This window comes from Candidatus Merdisoma sp. JLR.KK011, from assembly GCF_036941125.1.
Taxonomy (GTDB): domain Bacteria; phylum Bacillota; class Clostridia; order Lachnospirales; family Lachnospiraceae; genus Laedolimicola.
This window is the reverse complement of sequence record NZ_JAYWSZ010000004.1, coordinates 1902574-1922669: the sequence shown is the minus strand read 5'-3', so window position 1 is coordinate 1922669 and position 20096 is coordinate 1902574. Positions and strand designations below refer to the sequence as shown.

The following is a 20096-nucleotide window of genomic DNA, read 5'->3' as shown; positions in this document are numbered from 1 at the left end:
GAATTATTTTAGCAGAATCGGGGTAAGGGTGCAAGAGATATGAAGCTTTACCCCATCCGCACCATACACTCCTTCTTCCGGCATGCAATCCCATATTTGTAAATGGTTTTCATTCCATCCTGGAGAAGCTTTGACTCATAGCGCCTGTTCTCTATCTGTTCCAGGGCCTCCCGGCAGCCGGCCTCCAGACCGTCCTCCCTGGCATACTTCAGCTCAATCGCAATTCCAATCCGCTCGTCCCGGATTTCTATCAGAATATCGCAGAAGCCTTCCCCTGTCTCTGCATTGGATCTGATATCCCACTCCTCACGGTGGCCAAGCAGTCCCAGAAGAACCCCGTGATAAAAATGTTCCTTTTTTTCCCTCCTAGCCCCCGTATCCAGAACGCTGATGGTACGCCAGAGATAATCCCCGAACCCTGCTTCCGCAGCTTCTGCATCCCCCCTGGCAAATGCATCGCAGAATGCATCCAGCTTCTGCGTATCCTTCCTGGCCTCCTCCTGGATCCATTCCATAACCTGTTCTATGAAAATTTTGCGGATCTCAAGATTCGGAATCGCCAGATAATAGGCTTCGCTCTCCGTCTCGCCTCGTTTGGTCAGATATCCGGTGGTAAATAGGACGCTCCAAAGATTATCTATGTTTTTATAGAGGTCGCGGTAGGTCAGCTCCTGATTAATCTTTTTAACAACCGTTCCTCCATTCACCAGCTCTTCGATCTCTCTTTGCACGCTTCCCTTTGCCATCTTAAGGAATATTCGGATAATGTCATTGCCGCTGGTGTTGATCCAGAAGGCCCTGGGCTTTGCATCCGGATCGGAACGAAGTGAATCTGCATAATTGATAACATCCCAGGGGCAGTAGACATCCTCACTTCCAAACCGATAGCCATCATACCATTCTTTTACCAAATCAAAACGATCGGAAAGTCCGTAAAATTCCAGCAGTTCTTTCACCTCCCGATCCAAAAATCCAAAGTGCTCATCAAACTGCTTACTTGTAATAGTAAGCACACGGAGGTTATTAAGGCCTGTGAAAATACTCTCCTTCGCCACCCGCAAGCAGCCTGTCAGCACCGCAAACTGAAGGCTGTCATTCGTCTTTAAGGCCTGCCCCAGCATCCCCCGAAGCAGGCTGCTCATCTCATCGTAATAACCATAATGCTGGGCTTTATCCAAAGGCACATCATATTCATCAATCAAAAGAATTACCTTCTGATCGTAATGCTTCTGCAGAAGCCGGCACAGCATCCGCAGGCTGTCTTCCAGCACTTCATTTGACATAATGAAGGACTGCCGGCCGCTTGTATCCACGTTTACCAGCTGTCGATACTGCTCTTTCTCTCTATCTGACAGTCTGGAGCTATTCTCTAAAAAGGCAAACCGCATAGCCTCGTTGCCTACAATGGAACAGAGCATCCCTCTCGCCGTCTGAAATTCCAAAGAGCCCGCGCCTTTTAACGTGACAGAAACCACCGGGAATTTCCCCATATATTCCTGGCAGAGTTTGTCCTCTTTTGCGATTGCAAGGCCTTCAAACAGGCTGCTGTCGCATCCGTATTCAAAGAAATACTTGAGCATACTCATATTCAGAGACTTCCCAAATCTCCTTGGCCGGGTGAAAAGGTTTACCTTTGCCTTGTTTTCCAGCAGTTCTTTTATCATTCCCGTTTTATCCACATAGTAAAAATCTTCCCTGCGCATTTCTTCAAAATGCTCAATGCCTATGGGTAATTTCTTCATTGTTTTCAAGGCTTATCTGCTCCTTTACCTGTTGACTCAACGTGTGGTTTCCTGGTTATAGGGGTATTATACGTCATTTGGAAGAGGATTGCCAGATACCTGCCGCAAATTTTCTCGTATATGTTTGTCGTATTTTGTCGATTTTTGTCGTCAATCAGCGACGCACAATTAATTATCGCTTCATTTCCTGCCCTTTTGAATAAAGCCTGACAGAAACTGATATAATAGATTTATCATTTTGGGAGGGTTGATGGGATGCGTGAATTAAAGATAGCCGACAATATGCGTGAACTGCGCATTGCAAATGGATATTCCCAGAAGCATATCAGCGAGCTGATTCATATCGCCCGTCAGACCTATTCTTTATACGAAACCGAAAAACGCATTCCCGATTTACGATCCGTCTGTGAACTGTCTAAATTATATGGTATATCTGTAGATATGCTTCTCTATTCGGATTTGTCTGTGAAGCAGATTGCAGATTCACCTACAAGCGAGCATTTCGCCATAGCTCCGGAAACCAGTGCAATTGCCATAAACGGCACCGATGCACGTATGCTGACTAATTATAAATCCCTTCCCTCGGCGGTTCAGAAAGAGATTCGGGAATTTATTTTGTTTAAGAAGAGGCTGGCAAGGAATACGTAAGCTTTTCATTTTATATTCATTATCTTTTGCAGTCATTCAATACCGCTCAGCTCACGGTATAGCGTACGCGCATAGGTATCGGTCATTCCGCTGATATAATCGGTCACCATCAGCAGTCTCAGATATAAGTCATAGTTTTCATTTTCTGTCTTTGCGTTGCGGTAGTCTTGGATATAGTTTTCGGAAAAGATTGCCATATACTTCTTGTCTGCCTTAGAAGAAACAAAGCCACGTACCTTATCCTCATAGTCAAAATACAAAACCGCATGTACAAATCTGTCAAGCAGAAAGGACAGGATTGTCTGTGCGGAAAGCTCCAGCTTCAGAATGCCTGATGTCTGAAAGACAAATTTGCCCATGGCCCCTTTGAGAATTGTAATGGTAATACTGTGATAGGTTTCCCAAAACAGATCATTTTCGTAAGTCCCCGACATGATATCCTGATAGCTATAAGAAAAACGATAGGCTGCAACATACATCAGCCACCTGCGGACATAGTTCAGCCAGTCCTTAAAGGCTTTTAAATCTCCCTCTCTGGAATGTATCTCCCCACGGCGTTTTATCAGATCCTGCTGCAGCTCATAGGTAAAGCATTCCGGCTTTTTACCCGGATTGCTGCTGTCATATTCATAGGACTGTTCATAGAATGCAAGAAATTGATCCAGAGTAAACAGCTTCTTTTTAAATGCATCTTCCAGATCAGCCGTTGCATAAGCAATGTCATCTGCCGCCTCCAGTAAATAGGTCAGAGGATGCCGGCAAATCTCATCATTTTCGTTAACTGTGCCAAGTAATCGGGAAATCTGTAGAAATGTCTGTTCCTCGGCAGAATAGAAACCAAGCTTGTGCTTTTTAATATCTGTACTTCCCTCGTCAAAGGACAAGGAGTCGTTGGGGTATTTTACCAGCGCGCCGATGACAGCTGCGGACAGGTTAGTTTCCGAACCGAAGCGAGATTTTAAAAGTATCCGGAGAGCTTGTGCATTTCCTTCAAAATGTTCCAAATCATGAATCATTTGATCGGTAAGATGGCTGCGCAGGGAATTCCCCTTATAAAAAATTTTCCCCAGATTCTCTTTGAACCAGTCTCCTATGGTAGTTTCTCCAAAATGGCCAAAGGGCGGATTGCCCAGATCGTGAAGAAGTCCGGCGCACAGTAATACGGAGGGAATGGCTTCTGCTTTCACAGTTCCGATGTCTTCCGGGCGATACGGACTTGTATCCTGGGTTACCATAATTCCAAGCTGTCTTGCTATTGTGGATACCTCAATGGAATGAGTCAGCCTTGTCCTCACGAAATCACTTTTATCCAAAGGGAAAACCTGTGTTTTATCCTGAAGCCTGCGAAAGGCAGCGCTGGAAACTATTTTGTTGTAGTCTTTTTCAAACTCGTTGATTGGGTAACGCCCAAAACACCTTGGTTCTTCCGGTTCCTCTTCCAGCTTATTTATTGACAGCAATGCTTCCCAGTTCATATTCATGCGCTTTATCCGTTTCTTTTTATCTCATCCGTACCATGCACTCCTTCTTTCGGCAGGCGATCCTATCTTTCCAATCCATAGTGGTATTATACGTTATTTCATACTGAATTGCCAGATATCTTGCCGTACATTTTACAACTCCCTAAATTTTATCTTTTCCAAACAACCAAATATGCATCCCGTTATCCATATAGATGGCAGCTGCAGCTTGCATCATGTTTTTAAGAACTTTTGAAGCAATATTTTCCTCCAATCACTTCCTGTTTAGAAAATTTGGAAAATTGGGGATCTATCGCAAAAGCTTCTTCAAGATAGCTTCGCTCTTAACAAATGGCCGTTTTGAGGCCTTGATTATTTTTCTGATACCAATTTCCCATCCTCAAATTTACCTTCATTAATCACCTCCCCTTCTTCGTCATATTCTATACCCTCTCCAGAATACTTATTACCATTCCAATATCCTTCATATTGTATTGTGCCATCCGGCCAGTAAGAAATGCCATATCCCATTCTTTCTCCTTGAATAATCTCTCCATTATATATCATCACTTCATCTTTCGTATATATCTTTCCTTCACCATGTTCAATTCCCTTTTCAAAATCTCCTTCATAATATATTTTTCCATTTTCCCAGTACCAGGTACCATCTCCTTTCCATTCTCCAGAAGTCCAATTTCCATTATACCTTGGAATTCCATTTCTGTAATATTCCGTTCCACTACCATTCAATATGCCATTTTTATAATAGCCATCAAAATGAGAAGTCGTCCCATCTTCATAATAGCTTACGCCAAAACCGTTATACTGATCATTTTCCCAATATCCAGAATATTCCAAAGTTCCATCTTCCCTAAAACTAGTTCCATATCCATCTCGTTTATTATCAGTCCAATTACCATCATATCGAAGATTTCCTTCCTTCCAATAAAGTTTCCCTTTCCCATTATAGTCATTGCCATTCCACTTTCCCTCATATTGTAAACTTCCATTTATAAAGTACATGCTGCCTGAAATAGCTTTTCCATCTTTGTATATACCATCAAAATAAAGTTTACCATTAGGATAATATTTTTTACCCACTCCGTCTAAAACCCCATTAATATATGTTGCTTCCATTTTATAAACATTGCTGTTTCCTGTATCCAGGAACCATTTTCTTCCATACCCATTCATTTCTCCCTCAAAAAACATTCCTTCATACACCATTGTAATACCATACAAAGTTCCATAACCGCAATATTTCCCTTCTACAAATTCGCCTTCATAATAGAGATATGGAGATAAACCTTTTTCTTTTTCAAAATCATATTCTGCATCATAGCGATATTCACACCCATGTCCATGAGGAGAACCATTTTTAAAATTTCCTTTATAAACACATTGATACGATTCTGCCACTTCGGATTTATGAATTGTCTCCACAAATTCCCATTTTTCTCCATACCCATTATACAAATTATTTTTAAATTCACCTAAATAAATGAGATTTCCCTGACTATCAAATGCTCTTCCATCACCAGATGCAGAATCCCCTATACTACCGCCAAAATACTGCTGGATTTCTCCCGTTTCCGGATTTTTAATTTCAACACAACAATATTGTGTTTGTATAATAACATTTATGATAAAAATAAGAACCACGCTTTCAATTCCTACAAACATTAACAATTTTATTCTATTCTTTGAACTGTCTATAAGCCCTTCTGTTTCTTCAATTTTTTTTGGCTTTTGTCCTTGTTTATTTTTTGATTTATTTATAGGTTTTATTTCTGCAATAACAGACATAAATGAACACAAAGCCGGTATCAAAATAGATGCTATCAAAGGATTTAATGCAGTTATTGCTTTGTTAAAATTGTAATATCGCTGAAATGGTGGAAAGCAAATGATAATAATAACCAGCAATGATAGACTTGTCATAATTAAAAATGGAGACCAGCATAAAAAATCCGGTACTTTTATAGAAACAGGAGTTCTCCAAACAATCCGAAAACTGGACTTACATTTCAAACATTTTTTTCTTGTTTGATTCTTGAATCTTTCTTTATTATATACACAGATTTTTTTACAATGCCCACATTTTAAATATAAATATTCTGCATTTTCTCCCATATAACGCATTATATTTGTAGTCCTCCTTTGTAAAATCACTTGAATCCTTAAACATTTGTCTCTCACTGGCTCCCTGGATGTCATACCCTCCAAACATTTATCCGGTATCAATTTGTCGCAAAATTGCATAGTTTTCTCAATATGCAGTACCCCATGTTTTCAGAATTCTATCCATTTTCTGTTTTTCCTTTTTCTTTTGTACTTCTGTCCGTTTAGCAGAACTTTTGCTCTTTAAGCTAACACTTTTTTGTCAATACAAATATCAACAGTCAAATGACATCGAAAAGAGCATTTAATGCCGGATATTTTTAATATTGTACTACATTCTTTTATACTTTTGGGTATTCATCCCTCAATTGTTCTTTTTTGACCTTCATTTTTATTGATTCCGACATTTTCAGACAATTCTTCTGAGCATGGCAGCCGGGAATGATTGTCTGCTTCAACTATCTCTGCAATGCCGCACAGTGCTGCTCTGTCCTCTGCCACGGGCGGTGCTTATCACCCATTCAAAGTAAAAAATTGACTGAATTTACACACCAGTCCCCTGGGAAACTTTGCGATTGCGTAATGACTGAATTTAAGATAAAATAGTTTTAAATTAACTTGTTGTGCTAGTTAATTGTTGATATAGAAAAACTTCAACACCATATGCTATCCTATAGTTGTACACGACTACAGACTATGAAAGGAGACACATGATGTTGAAGTTTCAAGATGATTGTACCAAGTCGCTAGCGCGACGGCTAGCTCCAGTTATAATTATTCTCGCTACATTATAGAAAAAAGTAGCAGTTTTTGTTTTTATGTTGTATTGTTGAATTACCCCTAATCCACAATCACATAACAACCAAAACTGCTATGCTTATTTTATCATGGATTTCTCATTTCAACAACTGTATATCTTATTTTCCTCGTCCGCCGCCTTTTCTGAAATGTAACCCGTTGTTTTCTTACATTTCATCAAAGGAGATTTTATTATGGACAATTATTTAAACACTTTCCGGGAGATGATCTCCCTGCGTGGCCTTACGGACCATACACTCAAAAATTACTGCACCTATATCCGGGCCTATCTGGATTATCTTTCCCACTTTCTCCTTAAAGCTCCCGAAGATGTTTCCTGGAATGAATTGCGTGATTATATCAGATGGCTCCAGAATTCCAGAAACCTTTCTGACAGGACTATCAACTGTGCCATCTCACAGCTCCGATTTTTTACCATCTATGTCCTCCACAAAACATGGGACGATACCCAGCTACCCTTCCGCAGGTTCGATGAATATCTTCCCTATGTCCCCTCCAGACAGGATACCTGGACTTTCATTTCCACTATGCCTGATTTAAAGCAGAAGGCCATGACTGCCCTGATGTATTCCTCCGGCCTTCGCATCGGGGAGGTATGCTCCCTGCGTTATGAAGATGTTGACAGAAAGAATCTCAGACTCCATATCACTCATGGCAAGAACCGCCATGACCGCTATGCCATCCTTTCAACAGCCGCTCTTGACCTGCTTACCATTAAAGCTCTGCTGGGACATAAATCTTTAAGCTCCACCGCCATTTATGTCCATCTGGCCTCCAATGGCACCGGCAGTGCCGTCAGTCCTTTTGACCGCATGGCAGGTGTTTCCCGTGGGTGAATTTAAGATCCGGCAGGTATTTGAAGCTTCTTATCAGGCTTATTCCGCAAAAGCGCCTTATCTGTCGGATGTACAGCGTAAAGCGGCACATTCCATCCTGAAATGTAAATCCCCTTCCCTTGGATGTAACGTAAGCCGCTGTGACTGCTGCGGACATATGGTATTCCACAATAATTCCTGCCGTAACCGCAGCTGCCCTGACTGTCAGGCTGTCTTAAAAGAAGTCTGGGTGGACAAGCGCAGGGCCGAGGTTATCGATTCCCCCTATTTCCATGTGGTATTTACTCTTCCGCATGAACTGGGGCCGCTCTTTTACCACAACCAAAAGCTCCTTTACGGACTTTTCCACAGATGCTGCGCCCAGACCCTTCTCGAATTAGCTTCAAGCAGGAAATATCTCGGGGCTGTGCCCGGCATCATACAGGTCCTCCATACCTGGAACCAGGAGCTTTCCTACCATGTCCATATGCACTGTATTGTTTCCGGAGGCGGCCTTACAAAGGACCATAAGATACGCCTCTCTTCCAATAACTTTTTTATTCCGGTCAGGGTTCTGAGGGATAAATTCAAGGGAAAGTTTATGGCCTGCCTCAGCCTGCTTTATAAGGACGGCTCCCTTGTTTTTCCTTCCTCCTGCTCCGCTCTTAAAAATCCCTGCTCTTTCAGGGAGTGGAAGGATTCCCTTTATGCAAAGGACTGGTGCCCTTACATAAAAGAAACATTCAACGGATTCGGCAATGCAATTGAATATCTTGGGCGTTACACCCACAGAATTGCTCTTTCAAACAGCAGGCTCCTTTCCGTTTCACGGGATTCGGTCTCTTTTTCTGCCAGGGGTTTAAAACCCGGCGGCCCAAAACGCACCATTACACTGGACTGCATTGAATTCATCCGCCGCTATCTGATACACGTCCTGCCTTCCGGTTTCCAGAAAATCCGGTACTATGGTTTCCTGAACAACCGCATGAAGACACACAACCTGACGGTTATTTTTAAACTTCAGGGCGGACAGCGTTTCCGGCAGCGTTATGCCGGTATGGCCATGGCAGAACTGCTCAAAGCGGTCTGGGGTTTTGATATCCGCATCTGCCCGGAGTGCGGCTGTGCTTCCATGAAGCAGCTTGGAAGAATGTATGCGGCTTCCGGATAAAACAGCGTTTTTTCATACTGTTTTTCAAGACCTCCCGGCGGAAGGTCTGTGAAGCATGCCCTGAAATACGGATACCGGATAACAAAGACTTGTCTTCACAGCCTTTTTTCATATGATTCTCCTGTTTAGGGGAGCTGGAAAAGATACTATCCCCATATACATACCGGCTGCACGTCCGCGAATTGGTACAATTGAAAAGAATCACATTCCGAGCAGTTTTATCTTTTGTATAAAGCTGTTCTCTTTTTCTGCTCTGAATCTGATACTTTCCTTAAGAATTGTACCATATTTCTTTCTATTTTTGTGAGATTGTGCTCCAATTGTGGGTTTTTGTCCTCGAATTTTTAAACAACTATTTGTTAACGAATAAAGCAGCTGTCGCATAAGGCGACCAGCTGCTCTTCAGTCATTAAAATCATACAAGTCTACCCCTGCAGGGTAATGCAAAATCGCATTTAGATGTAAAGCTTCTCAAATTTTTTTGCTTCCCATCTATTCCCCTGTCCTCAATTATTTCATCAGTTCTTTCACTAACTTCATTATATTTTCTTTTGTTCTGAAGTTTTCTTCCAGCACATACTTTGCATCAATCTCAATATCAAAAGCTTCCTCAATCTCCGACACCAAATCAATAACCAGAAAAGAGTCCAGAAGCCCTGCCTCAAATAAATTCTCTCCTTCATATTCCAAAATGTCCTCATCAATTTCTTTTAATAAATCCAGCAATTTTTCCTCCATTACAATAACCTCCTTAGATATTTTTCTAAACTATAAAAATTGCGTTATAATATTTCTTTTTAGATTTATAAACAAAGACAGTATTTAAATATCTCTCTTTAAATACTTTCAGTTTTCAAAAACGTAATTTTCATTAGATCCTGTTTTTCATAATTATAAGCTTTGTGAAGATTTATACTCTCGAGATTATTCTCTCGTATCCATGCAATACACTTTACCTTTTCACCAGCATACTTTTTATATAAAGTATTATGCAGCATCCTACCCATTCCCTGCCTGCGGCATCCAGATGCCGCAAACAGAAATTTCTCGGTAATAACACACCCTTCTTTTGAATAAACCATTCCTGCCACAAGTGCATCGCTATATATATCATGTATCCCGATAAAATGCATATCCCTAATAAATTCATCTGTTTCATTTTGGTCAGGCAGTAAATCTGACAATTTATCAAAATACAGATTCAAAGCATTGATAAACAAATTTCCATCATCTTCATCCACAATTCGGAAGTCATCATGCATTTTCGAATTCGAATGTACTGGATTATCGCATACCCACCTATTGTAAACTGCATGTCTATGCATTCCTGCATTTCGTAATGTCTCACAGACTTCTGCTAAATGGATAGGCCTCCCAACAAAATCACATACACACCAGCTGCAGTCATTCTCTATTTTATAATAACATGGATCCGCAATAAAATAGTACAGTCTCTTAAAATTCTCTTTTTTCCACCAGAGATTGAGATATTCGTTTTCTTTATAAACATATGTCACATCTCCCTGTTGGATCGCCTTTAAAAATACAGGTTCTCGTAAAAAAAAATTAGACAAATATTTTCTGTTTGCTTTCTTAATTTGTGATACCATTTCGTAAAAATGCTTTATGTCAGTCATTCGTTTTTCCAATTGCATTCTCCTGCTCCATTCCTGGGCTAAAAACCATCATACACTTAAATATTCCTTCAGCGCGATCCGGTCAATCTTCCCATTCGCATTGACAGGCATTTCTTCCTTCGCGATAACCTTCCCCGGCAGCATGTATTCCGGTATCATTTCCTTTAACTGCCGGTTTATCTCGTCCTTTTTCAGTTCCGTATCTATGAACAGGACAATCCTGCTGCGCTTTTCGTCATACAGGCAGCAGCACAGGGTTATCCCTGGAAGAGACGACGCTGCTGTCTCAATTTCCCCCAGCTCTATCCGATGCCCCATATGTTTGATCTGGAAATCCTTCCTGGACAGATACACCAGCTCATGCCGCTCATTGTATTTCACCAGATCCCCGGTACAATAGATTTTCTCTTCATAGGCATCGTTCAGGGGATTCTGGACAAAGGCTGCCTGAGTCTTCTCCGGATTCCGGTAATAGCCCTGTGAAAGCCCTGTGCCTCTCACACACAGCTCGCCTGCTATATCCGCATCCGTCACCAGGCAGTTGTCCTCATCAAGTACCAGAATATCCGTGTTCCTCATGGGATATCCCATGGGCAGCGGCTCATCATCCCCGAATTCCCGGTCAACAATATAGCACACACAGGCATCTGTGATTTCCGTAGGCCCGTAAAGATTTGCATAAACGGCATCCGGAAGATATTTCCGCCAGATGTTCAGCTGTTTGTTCGGCATGACTTCCCCACAGAACAGGACTCTTTTTAATGTGCCTGTCATATCTACATTTCTCAGAGCTTTCAGCTTTGAAACCACAATAAGGGCTGACGGCACCCAGAAAATGGTACTTATTTCATGCTCTTTTAAATATTCCAGAAGCAGAACCGGCTGGGAAAACAGCCTCTGCGGAATAATATGAAGCGCAGCTCCTGTTTTCATTGCCGAGTAAATATCCAGAATGGAATTGTCAAAATAAAAAGGCGCCTGGTTTCCAAAGGAATCCTTTTCTGTAATGCCAAACGTTTCCGTAACCCAGTCAATATAATCAATTACGCTTCCATGGGTTATGCAGACTCCTTTTGGCACGCCTGTGGAGCCGGATGTGAACAGCACGTATAAAAGATCTGTGTCAATAATGGAAGCGGCAGCCTTCTGTACTTTTTCAGACTTCTCCCTTTCCTTTGCTTCTTCATAAAAAAGAAAATCTCCCTGGTAATCAAAGGCCTTGAATTCTCCTGCCAGTTCCTTTGTCGTAATGACAAGCTCCGGCTTTAAAACCTCCAGTATCTTATTCACTCTTGCCGCCGGCATTTCCGTATCGATGGGCGAGTAGAAGTTACCGCTGTATGCAATGCCCATAAAGGATATAAGAACCTTCACGCTTTTTTCTATATATACTACTACAGGCTTCTTTGTTCCATGGCCTGCCTCTAAAATTGCTTCTGCGATTCCTATGCTTTTGTCATGGTATTCCTTAAATGTAACCTGTTCCCGTTCATCCAGGAGGGCTGTCTTTTCCGGTATTTTTTCTGCTGAACGCTCCAGCCATTCCAGTACATTTGACTGCATCTGCTGTTTCCTCCTTTTCCTGTGGCTGCATGTTAAACCCTGAATCCTCTCTCTATATCTGCCTGCTTGCTCAGAAGCATCTGCTGTGAAAACCTGCCTGTCAGCTCGGCAAATCGTTCTGTCATCCGTCTTGATTCCATATTGCCTTCCCACACCCACATGCTGTCTTTTGTACATCCCCTGGAGAAAATATTCATCAAACTCCTGCATAACAAAGCTCCGCCAGTTCCGGTACCGCTGCAGGATATGGCTGTCGCAATATTCTCCGAAAACCCGGCAGCTCCATTCACCTCAAAAGCACAGGCAGCAGTGATATGCCCCTCCTTGTCCCGTATTAGGAGGCACTCTGCTTTTTCTTCTGCACGGCGTATCCTGCTTTTCAGCATGTCCTTTACCGAGTATCTGTCTATCCGCTCTCTCCACATCTTAAAAACCTCCTCATAATCTTCTATCCGAAAGGGCGTATAGCAGAAATTCATTTTTTCCATGAAACGTCTGCATTTCCTATCCATTTTTTCCAGCTCCGGTATCTTCTCTGATGCAACCATATATTCTAGGTTTCTGCGGTACCTTATGAAGCCCAAGCCTGCCAGTTCTTCCTCCCGTTTTGCTGCATACTTCTTTTCACTGCCTATCAGATAGACAACCACGTCCAGATTCTGGGGACGTATGCACAGCTTTTCCTCTTTCGGCACATAATAATATCCCAAATAATAGTCCCGTTCCTGCTCGAAAAGCCAGAGAGCCCGGCCCGGTATAATTTCATATCTTAAACGTCCTTCATGGATATATTCCTCCATCTGGGGAAGCGGAATATAACAGTTTGTCTCGCATCTGCCGCAGCTTCTTTTAAATGCGCTTAATATCCCCAGCCATTCCTCAAGAGACTGTATTTTACCCCCCCCCACTCCTTTCCAGGCCTGTTTATTTTCTATATCTATTCTATTCTCTTCAGCTCCCATTCGTTTGCTCCTTTTCTGCGCTGCGGATCTCTTCCAGCCTCTTGCGGTACTATGCCTTCCGCTGTCAAAGCACGGCAGACTGATATCCGGAATCAATATCCCCCTCTTCACTGACGGCTGCCGGACATGTTCTAAAACTGCATATATAGAAACTGGCCTGCGTTCTGCTGGGATCCATACATTCCGAACAGAAGCACGCCGAAAATCAGCAGATAATAAACGCCCCATCTTATTGGCAGGATCCGTCTGTCAAGCCACTCTAATATATTTATGTTTTTTTCCTTTCCTATGGATATGAAAAGCAGAGCCAGAAGGCCCGTGCCCAGAACAGCCGCATCCTGCCCGATCCAGTTAAGAGCTGACAGACTGACATAATCTCCAATAAAAAAACTGCGTCCCACAATCTGACGGACAGCAGTATAAAAATCTTTAGGGCTCTGCACCTGGAGTATCATGTTGGCAGCCAGCAGAAGCCCCCAGGTGCGTGCCATACAGAAGGCTGCATATATTTTTGAATCCTCTTTTACGGAAAGCTTACGTCTTATCTTTGCATATGTCCCTTCCAGCACCAGGGAGCTGCTGATAATCGCGCAGTAATACATTCCCCATATCAGATATTTCCAACTGAAATCATGCCAGAGTGATGTGCAGATCCATACCAGAAAAGTCCCGGCCAGAACCGGAGCCAGCTTTCCTGCATTCTTTCCATATTTCTTGAAATGCTTCCTAAGTCCCCTGCCCTGTTTTGACTGGATAAAAGGCATCATAATATAGTCCCGAATCACCCCCCCTAACGTGATGTGCCACCTCCGCCAGAATTCGGCTATGCTTTTGGAAAAATAGGGCTGTCTGAAATTTTCCGGCAATGAAATTCCAAAGGTTCCGCTCATTCCAAGCATCATATCCATATATCCGGAGAAATCCGTATAGAGCCATAAAGAACAGGCTATCGTCCCTATAAGAATGGACAGTCCGCTCTGGGTATCCAGATTTGCGTACACATAAACAGCTGCCTGCTCCAGCCTGGCTGTCAGAACCAGTTTCTTGAAAGTCCCCCACAAAAATCTCTGAAGCCCGTGCATAAACCTGGTGTAGTCGAAGCTTACCTTTTCTTCCAGGCTTTCCCTAAACCCGGCAAAGCGGTTGAAGGGCCCCTGCAGAACTGTCGGCAGGTATATTAAATATAAGAGATAAAAAAAATAGTTTCTCTCGCAGTTCTCTGCATCCCTGTCTGCATCATTCAGGTAGCTTATGGCTTTTAAGGTAAAGTAGGAGTTCCCAAGCATGGCAAACCAGCCTGCAGCTGATCCGGCAATAAGCGCTGCAATACAGATACCTGTGATGAGCCTTCTGACCAGTTTTACTTTCTTTTTTGGTACCTCCTTTTTCTTTCCTGCTTCCGTAATCCACAAAGCACCAGAATAAGTCAGTACACTCACAAGCAGCAGAACGACCGGAGCTTTTGTGATGGAATATGCGTAAAAGGCAAGGCTCATAAACAGAAGTATAAGCCACTGGCAGCGCCTTGCTATGGTGTAGTACAGGATGATGCTGATTATCCATAAAAGGAAAAAGCCATGTGAAAATATGTTCATTTCAGTTCCATCCTGTAACACTGCTGATAATCTGTTTCTTCCATAGATACTCCTTCCGGTTTCGCCCATACCATGAGCATATTGCATTCAGCCGGTATCTCATCATCTGCAATCTGATCATTTTTTGAATATGCCTGTAGTATATGCCATGTTTCTCCTTTGTCTTCTGACCACTGGTAACAATATTCCGGATTGACGCCGTTTCCATAGGTGGATAGTGCAGTATAGCCGTCTTCCGTCTTTTCTATCCAGGTATTAAAAATCCATGGGGAATTATCCAGGAGTTCTTCGTAAGAGGAATAGAAATATTTATTCCTGTCAATTTCTTCTCCATCTAGATACTTCTTTACAAGCTTGGATGCTGCTCTGCTGAATTTTTCTGCTCCCTTTCCGGACATGTGTCCATAATCATAAAAATCACTGTCCTCCATAAACAGGTACCCCGGCCTGGACAGGTCAAAATTGAACAGAATTACATCCAGTTCATCAGCTATATCAATATAAAAATCCTGTATCGCTTGATAGTCTCTCTGCCAAGCCATACTTGCATACGGAAAGGGTGGAACTATGAATATTAATTCACAATCGTTTTCACAACACAATTTCTTTAATTTCTTCACATAAAACATATATTTATCAGACACCTGATACTCACTGAAATTGTCTCCAGTAAGTCTCCCAACCTCTCCTTTCCCTGTCTGCTTATAAGAATAAACAAATCCACGGCCTCTATAATCTTCTACTGGTGTTTCATAAATTTCGTATCCATATCCTTGATAATTCTCAGTCTGTTTTATACTTAACACATTTTTTACCGTACCTGCTAAATCCATATTTGTGCTGCGTGTTGCCGGTATCCATGCATTCAATAATGATTTGTCTTGAAATGCAATATACCCATATACGCATTTATTAAGCGATGGTTTTAGATAGTCAAAAACAATAAAACTTTTCACAGGGTCATTATACACATCCATATCAAGAAAAAGAATAGAATTAATCCCATAAATGCAGTACTTTGGTGACTGATTTTTAAATAACTCTTTCATTATAAAATATGCATCATCTGGTGTCTGGGAAGATGTTCCCAAATTAAATGTGCACATTCCAAGATTTTTGTCCCATATCTCGGGAACAAAATGTCTGTATACATTGGAGCTTCCAATAAAAGCAGCATCAATTTGTTCAGAATTGTACATCTCATGAAACATTACCCTGGTATAGGTGTTGTCATTATATAAGCAGTAATTCGCTGCTCTGAACAATATCCCTAATATAAATAAAAAAAGAACACAACGCACGAATTGAAAGAAACTTCGTTTATCTGACATCACACCAATCCTCTTTTATTTTATAGTTAAAGATTTATTTATGAAAACAAAGTTTTCATTTCATCAGCATCTGGATAATTGATGAGCACTGCCTTATTTCTTCCCCAATATACAAATAAACTTCCAGCCGCTGCTGCACTTGCCCCAGTTTCTATAGCCTTTTTACAATCTTCAATTTTTCCTGCACCACCACAAGCAATGATAGGAACACTAACTGAATTAGAAATTTGTTTTATCATTTGATAATCATATCCCCCCATCATTATCAATAGAGCTCAGAAAAATCTCTCCTACTCCTAAACTTTCTAAATACAATGCATATTCGACGGGATTCATTCCTATATTTTTACTATGCTCAATCATATATCTAACTTTATTTCTTTAATGATGCCGCTAAAGCAGAAACAATTCTCCTGCACTCTTCTTCTTCCAGATATGGATGTATTGGCAGACACAATACTTTTTTACATAGCTCTTCTGCTATTAGACAGTCTACATTTGCACTGTTTGTTTCCTTAAAAGCTTTTTGTCTGTGCATAGGTTTCGGGTAATAAACCATTGTTGGAATACCAGCTTTTTTCATACACATCTGTACTCCATTCCTGTCCGCCCTTTCCGGCAATTGAATTGCATATTGTGCCCAAGATGAATAATAGCCGTCCGCAATCATTGGCAGCACAAGATCCATATGAGCCTCACTTAATAACTCTGTATATTTAGCGGCTACTTTATTTACATCTGTAAGCTCATAATCCTGAAAGGCCTTTAATTTTACTTTCAAAACTGCTGCCTGTATAGTATCCAGACGAGAATTTATGCCGATACGTACATTATCATACTTATCAGCCCCTTTTCCATGAACCCTATAAGATTTCAATAATTCCGCCCATTCATCATTATTAGTAAAAATTGCACCGCCGTCTCCATAACATCCCAACGGTTTGGCAGGGAAAAATGATGTAGTGGAAATATCCCCAAAGCTACAGGCTTTCTGTGTGCCGATCCGTCCTCCAAATCCTTGAGCTCCATCCTCTAAAATAAGTAATCCATATCTGTCTGCAATTTTCTGAATTTCAGGATAATTTGCCGGCAGCCCAAAAAGATCCACGGCAATAATAGCTCTCGGTATTAATGCTCCTTCTTCTTTTACTTTCATAATTGCCTGTTCCAATGAGGCCGGTGATAAATTAAAAGTATCCGCCTCTACATCCACAAAAACAGGAGACGCCCCTTCATAAGCAGGGGTTTCGCCTGATGCGAAAAAAGTAAAATCCGGAACAAAAACTGCATCTCCCCTTCCTATATTCCATACCATAAGCGCTAATGTCAAAGCATCTGTGCCATTTGCACAGGTGATACAATGTTTTACACCCACATACTCTGCTAACTGCTCCTCCAATTCTGTTACCTGTTTTCCAGAAATGAAATTTCCAGCAAGAAGTACTTGCTGGATCTCTTGATCAATTTCTTTCTTCAGTCTTTGATATTGTTTTTGTAAATCTCGGAATTGCATCTTTCAACCCTCTTTCACTCTTTTGTTTATATTTATTCTCATTACATAAAAATTCCTTTATAGAAACAAACTCTGCAAGCTACCTCTCTCATCTCCCAATTTGAAAAGTTTAGAAATCAAAATAAAGAAATGTGGATACCCCTGCAAAAGATATAATTGACCAAAATATAAAAATTGCTGCAATAAGAGAACGGGCCGCCGTAGGTTTAAAAATAATTTCCTTACTGTTTCGAAAATTTAATACAATAAAAAACGCACCTAAAATAAACATCCATAGATCAAAGCCTTTGATTACTGAGACTATGTAATTTAAACCCGGCACATTCTCTCCTATAACCTCCAACTCTCTTAGTTGAAAGCAGTTATACAATTCTTGTCTAATACTAAAATCTGATAAACAAAACATTCTTTTTATAAATATTAGTGCACTACTAATATTATCCGCCCGGAAAAGGATCCAAAGCACATTTACTGTCATAAATGTAACTGCCCACCTAGTAATATCCCCCAGTCTTTCCCATGATTTTTGACATAGACGATTTAGACAGTTTAGAATACCATGAAATGTCCCCCACAAAATAAATGTCCAATTTGCGCCATGCCATATTCCGCTAACCAGATAAACTATCATTATATTTATATAGGTTCTAACCTTTCCCTTTCGATTTCCACCCAGCGGAATATAAATATAAGTACGTAAAAATCTAGTAAGAGACATATGCCATCTTTCCCAAAATACTGTGATAGAATCTGCCTTATATGGAGAATTAAAATTTTGTGGCAAATCTATATTAAACATATGACCAATACCAATAGCCATATCACAATATCCACTAAAATCAAAATATAGCTGAAACGTGTAGGATAAAGAAACAAGTATTGCTTCCATGGAGCTAAGAGTCGCAATTGTTCCAAATCCATATGAGACTGCCTTCCCAAATGTATCTGCAATTAAAACCTTTTTAAATAACCCAAGCGCAAAAATATACATTCCTTTAGAAAAATTCTGAGCTATAAAAATGCGGTTTTCTTTTTTCTTAAACTGAGGAATTACCTCACTATGCAGAACAATCGGACCTGCAATCAGTTGTGGAAAAAAAGTTACAAATAAAGCATATTCATCTAATGTATATTCTTTTGTCTCTTCTCTGTAAGAATCTATCAGATAAGATATTTGCTGAAATGTAAAAAAACTTATTCCTAATGGTAATATGATATTCTTAAGTTCAAAGGAACTTTTAAAAATAATATTAATATTATTTATATAAAAATCATAATATTTAAAATAAAAAATTATTACAATATTTGCAAGAATACCCCCCCCCAAAAGAATTTTTTGATATTTTGGTTTTTGTTTGATATTCTGCATACTTTTTACTATCAAAAAATTTATTGCAATACTTCCACATATAATAAGCAAATAGGACTTATTAAAATATCCATAGAACCATAGCGACATTGCTATCATAAACAGATTTGCCGCTTTATATTTTTTAAAATGATTTAGAAAATAATACCCTATTAATGTCAAAGGTAAAAACACGAAAATAAATATATAAGAATTAAATAACATATAGTTTTCTTTTCCTCTACTCCCTAAGCGTACTATAATCATAAGTATTATAGAATTCTCTTATCGTATCAATATATTCTTGATAATTATCGCCTGTCAGTCGATATTCATTATCATGTATCCATTCCAGTATCCAGGTATTCACCCATTCACCATAATGCGCCTGATCACTATAATTATCCAGATTGCAGATAAGTTCAAAGTTATCACAAAAAGAATAGAGTTCTATATTTTTATGTTTTAAAATTTCTTCAATTGCAATCTCTTCCGCATCTATGCGCCAGTCAACCTGCCCTCTATTCTTAATGGCATCCCAATAGCAAATACTATATGGTGGAAAAAATAAATAAAACTTTGTTTCCGGATGCTCATCAACCAGCTCTGTTACATTTTGCCGAACATTTTCAAGAACCATTTTTTGCTCATCTTCCGTCAATGTCTGCGGAATCTTAACGGGTTCTTCTAAAGTATATATATTTAAGACAACTTCTTTCCCAAATTCCCGAAATGCATTCCAATTTGCATAAGCATCAAAGCTCGTGGTCGTATTGCCTGCCGCTGTATTTCTAAAAACATTACATGTATAGTCAAATAATATGGATTTATTCAATACATAATTAACATCATCAAATAAATTATTATTATATAAATATTCAGGATAATCTGTCCCTTCTCGAACAGCATCTTTATCTGTAACCAGCATACTATAATCCAAGCATCGAATTACATATTTAATGTCTTTTCCTGTATCATAAGCTCTTTCTAGGTTATCATTTATTTCTTTGTAACGCCCTCCTGCAAATGGAACTTTAATAAAATTTGCATTAAATATTTTATCAGCCTCAGATGTTTTAAAGTTTTCTGTCATAGAAGTCCCTATAATAATACTGTCATACTTAAAATTTCGTATTATTCCATCATTTTGATATCTTTCATCAATTATTGGATATGCAAATGATTCCAGAGGTAAATGGTAATGAAATAGTGGATCAATATAAATGGTTATAGTCGCAAACAAGCCAAGTGCAATAATTGTTTGTATTAAAGTAATTATTATCCAACATTTATACTTCTTTTCATCATCCATACCCTGTATTGCATCCTCTCTTTATCCATAAAAGGTTATAATATTTGCCGCTCCTACAA

General features: G+C 40.1%; 16 protein-coding genes. 3 read left to right on the top strand and 13 right to left on the bottom strand.

Annotation, left to right across the window (positions count from 1 at the left end; genetic code table 11):
• Positions 1 to 47: 47 nt before the first annotated feature.
• Positions 48 to 1742, bottom strand: coding sequence for an AAA family ATPase (locus VV089_RS23105; RefSeq protein ID WP_334337617.1), 1695 nt, complete (start codon positions 1740 to 1742; stop codon positions 48 to 50).
• A 255-nt stretch (positions 1743 to 1997) separates the two neighbouring features.
• Between VV089_RS23105 and VV089_RS23100 the strand changes: the two genes are divergently transcribed.
• Complete coding sequence (locus VV089_RS23100; protein WP_172544532.1) at positions 1998 to 2390, top strand: helix-turn-helix transcriptional regulator; 393 nt, start codon at positions 1998 to 2000, stop codon at positions 2388 to 2390.
• A 32-nt stretch (positions 2391 to 2422) separates the two neighbouring features.
• Here the strand turns inward: VV089_RS23100 and VV089_RS23095 are convergent, their stop codons facing one another.
• Together VV089_RS23095 and VV089_RS23090 are read right to left on the bottom strand one after the other, a co-directional pair.
• Positions 2423 to 3871, bottom strand: coding sequence for a deoxyguanosinetriphosphate triphosphohydrolase (locus VV089_RS23095; protein WP_334337559.1), 1449 nt, complete (start codon positions 3869 to 3871; stop codon positions 2423 to 2425).
• 351 nt (positions 3872 to 4222) lie between these two features.
• Positions 4223 to 6067, bottom strand: coding sequence for an MORN repeat-containing protein (locus VV089_RS23090; protein WP_334337558.1), 1845 nt, complete (start codon positions 6065 to 6067; stop codon positions 4223 to 4225).
• An 896-nt stretch (positions 6068 to 6963) separates the two neighbouring features.
• Here VV089_RS23090 and VV089_RS23085 point away from each other — a divergent pair.
• Together VV089_RS23085 and VV089_RS23080 are read left to right on the top strand one after the other, a co-directional pair.
• Positions 6964 to 7626 carry a tyrosine-type recombinase/integrase gene (locus VV089_RS23085; protein WP_334337557.1) on the top strand — a complete coding sequence of 221 codons (663 nt, stop codon included), beginning with the start codon at positions 6964 to 6966 and terminating at the stop codon, positions 7624 to 7626.
• On the top strand, positions 7619 to 8776 hold the full coding sequence (locus tag VV089_RS23080) for an IS91 family transposase (protein ID WP_334337556.1): 1158 nt from the start codon (positions 7619 to 7621) through the stop codon (positions 8774 to 8776). The genes VV089_RS23085 and VV089_RS23080 overlap by 8 nt, the downstream gene beginning before the upstream one ends.
• Positions 8777 to 9286: 510 nt before the next feature.
• Here VV089_RS23080 and VV089_RS23075 read toward each other — a convergent pair.
• From VV089_RS23075 to VV089_RS23030, 10 genes are all read right to left on the bottom strand, one after another.
• A complete protein-coding gene (locus tag VV089_RS23075) occupies positions 9287 to 9514 on the bottom strand; it encodes a phosphopantetheine-binding protein (RefSeq protein WP_334337555.1) in 228 nt (75 codons plus the stop codon).
• Positions 9515 to 9612: 98 nt separating this feature from the next.
• Complete coding sequence (locus VV089_RS23070) at positions 9613 to 10425, bottom strand: GNAT family N-acetyltransferase (protein WP_334337554.1); 813 nt, start codon at positions 10423 to 10425, stop codon at positions 9613 to 9615.
• Between the two features lie 36 nt (positions 10426 to 10461).
• Complete coding sequence (locus VV089_RS23065) at positions 10462 to 11976, bottom strand: amino acid adenylation domain-containing protein (RefSeq protein ID WP_334337553.1); 1515 nt, start codon at positions 11974 to 11976, stop codon at positions 10462 to 10464.
• A 32-nt stretch (positions 11977 to 12008) separates the two neighbouring features.
• Positions 12009 to 12938, bottom strand: a complete 930-nt coding sequence (locus VV089_RS23060; protein ID WP_334337552.1) for a hypothetical protein — start codon at positions 12936 to 12938, stop codon at positions 12009 to 12011.
• A 131-nt stretch (positions 12939 to 13069) separates the two neighbouring features.
• Positions 13070 to 14533 (bottom strand): MBOAT family O-acyltransferase, encoded by a 1464-nt coding sequence (locus VV089_RS23055; protein ID WP_334337551.1) that lies wholly within the window; start codon positions 14531 to 14533, stop codon positions 13070 to 13072.
• The gene (locus tag VV089_RS23050) at positions 14530 to 15864 is read right to left on the bottom strand and encodes a hypothetical protein (protein WP_334337550.1); all 1335 of its coding nucleotides are present in this window, start codon (positions 15862 to 15864) and stop codon (positions 14530 to 14532) included. The genes VV089_RS23055 and VV089_RS23050 overlap by 4 nt, the downstream gene beginning before the upstream one ends.
• A 38-nt stretch (positions 15865 to 15902) precedes the next feature.
• On the bottom strand, positions 15903 to 16124 hold the full coding sequence (locus tag VV089_RS23045) for a HisA/HisF-related TIM barrel protein (RefSeq protein WP_334337616.1): 222 nt from the start codon (positions 16122 to 16124) through the stop codon (positions 15903 to 15905).
• Between the two features lie 113 nt (positions 16125 to 16237).
• Complete coding sequence (locus VV089_RS23040) at positions 16238 to 17377, bottom strand: DegT/DnrJ/EryC1/StrS family aminotransferase (protein ID WP_334337549.1); 1140 nt, start codon at positions 17375 to 17377, stop codon at positions 16238 to 16240.
• Between the two features lie 109 nt (positions 17378 to 17486).
• Positions 17487 to 18992, bottom strand: coding sequence for an MBOAT family O-acyltransferase (locus VV089_RS23035; RefSeq protein ID WP_334337548.1), 1506 nt, complete (start codon positions 18990 to 18992; stop codon positions 17487 to 17489).
• Positions 18967 to 20037 (bottom strand): hypothetical protein, encoded by a 1071-nt coding sequence (locus VV089_RS23030; RefSeq protein WP_334337547.1) that lies wholly within the window; start codon positions 20035 to 20037, stop codon positions 18967 to 18969. The genes VV089_RS23035 and VV089_RS23030 overlap by 26 nt, the downstream gene beginning before the upstream one ends.
• Positions 20038 to 20096 lie beyond the last annotated feature (59 nt).